Raw genomic sequence first — 1,625 nt, 5'->3', positions numbered from 1 at the left:
CTTCCTTTTTATGGTTGTTTTGGAAGGACGCCAGTAAAGCGATGTTGGGTCAGGGAGCGACAGTCAGGAGAGTCCTATGGGGCCAAAGGAAAACTACATAATCGCAGTAGGACTCCCCCTACAAAATGCCCCGTACGCCGTTATTTCCCAAGCTGATAGTGGGGGTAGTACTCGAGGGTAAAGCCGCCATTGAACTGGGCTGAAGCAACCCAGTAACTCAGGCGCCGACATGCAAGTGCGGTGAATGGAGTGTGTGGCACGTGCGGCAACCGGCCTCTTGTTCGATAAGACGGCGGTAGTCGAGATCCGGGGGGTTAGGGAAACGCGCGGCCCACGGCTGCGTGGGCAGTAATGGGTCGATGGCCAGATCGGCAGGATGGTTGTGTGTTGAACCAATAGTCATGTTCTCGTGTTCTCCATGAGTAGAGAACCTGAGAATGATCAATTGCGAGAGGCATAAAGTGGTTACCACCCGACGGCACCTACAGGATCGTGAGATACCTGTGGGTGCCGGCTTACAGCGATAAGGTCGTCAGGGCTTACACCGCCAGGGCGCGCTCACGCAGCTCACTGTTGAGGATGCGGTCGTTCTCGCTGTAATCGACCGGGCAGTCGATCACGTGCACACCCGGGGTCTTGATGCAGTGCTCCAGCAGCGGCAGCAGGCCTTCGGCGCTTTCCACGCGGTGGCCGTTGGCGCCGTAGGCTTCGGCATATTTGACGAAGTCCGGGTTGCCGTAGTCCAGGCCGAAGTCGGTGAAGCCCATGTTGGCCTGCTTCCAGCGGATCATGCCGTAGCCGTCGTCACGCAGTATCACCACGGTGATGTGCATGCCCAGACGTACTGCAGTTTCCAGTTCCTGGCTGTTCATCATGAAGCCGCCGTCGCCGCACACCGAGATTACCGGGCGGTCCGGGTGCACCAGGTGCGCAGCCATTGCCGATGGCAGGCCGGCGCCCATGGTCGCCAGGGCGTTGTCCAGCAGCACGGTGTTCGGCTTGTGCGCCTTGTAGTTGCGAGCGAACCAGATCTTGTAGATGCCGTTGTCCAGGGCGACGATGCCTTCGGACGGCAATACACGACGGATGTCTGCGACCATGCGCTGCGGGTAGACCGGGAAGCGGTCATCGTCGGCGCCTTCGGCGATCTGTGCTTCGTTGGCTTCACGGATGGCCATCAGGCGGGTGAAGTCCCAGTGCGAAGTCTCGGTCAAGGCTTCGCCGATTTGCCACACGGCGTTGGCGATGTCACCGATCACTTCCACCTGAGGGAAGTACACGGCATCGACTTCAGCAGAGCGGAAGTTGATGTGGATGACTTCAGTGCCACCACGGACCATGAAGAACGGTGGCTTCTCGATCACGTCGTGACCGATGTTGACGATCAGGTCGGCAGCTTCGACGGCGCGGTGAACGAAGTCGCCCGACGACAGTGCAGCGTTGCCGAGGAAGCGCGGGTGACGCTCGTCGACCACACCTTTACCCATCTGGGTGGTGATGAACGGGATGCCGGTCTTGTCGATCAGTTGCTTGAGGACCTTGGCGGTCATCTTGCGGTTGGCACCGGCACCGATCACCAGGATCGGGTTACGCGCGTTCTGCAGTTTCTCGACGGCAGCTTCGAT

At 59.4% G+C, this 1,625-nt stretch carries 1 protein-coding gene; it reads right to left on the bottom strand.

The features are described 5' to 3' along the window. Positions 1-539 precede the first annotated feature (539 nt). A partial coding sequence (locus ACF8RA_RS01925) for an acetolactate synthase large subunit (protein WP_392518729.1) occupies positions 540-1,625 on the bottom strand: 1,086 nt, incomplete at its 5' end.

It is taken from the genome of Pseudomonas sp. FYR_5 (assembly GCF_043106315.1).
GTDB lineage: Bacteria > Pseudomonadota > Gammaproteobacteria > Pseudomonadales > Pseudomonadaceae > Aquipseudomonas > Aquipseudomonas putida_Y.
This window is presented reverse-complemented; position numbering and strand designations above follow the sequence as displayed.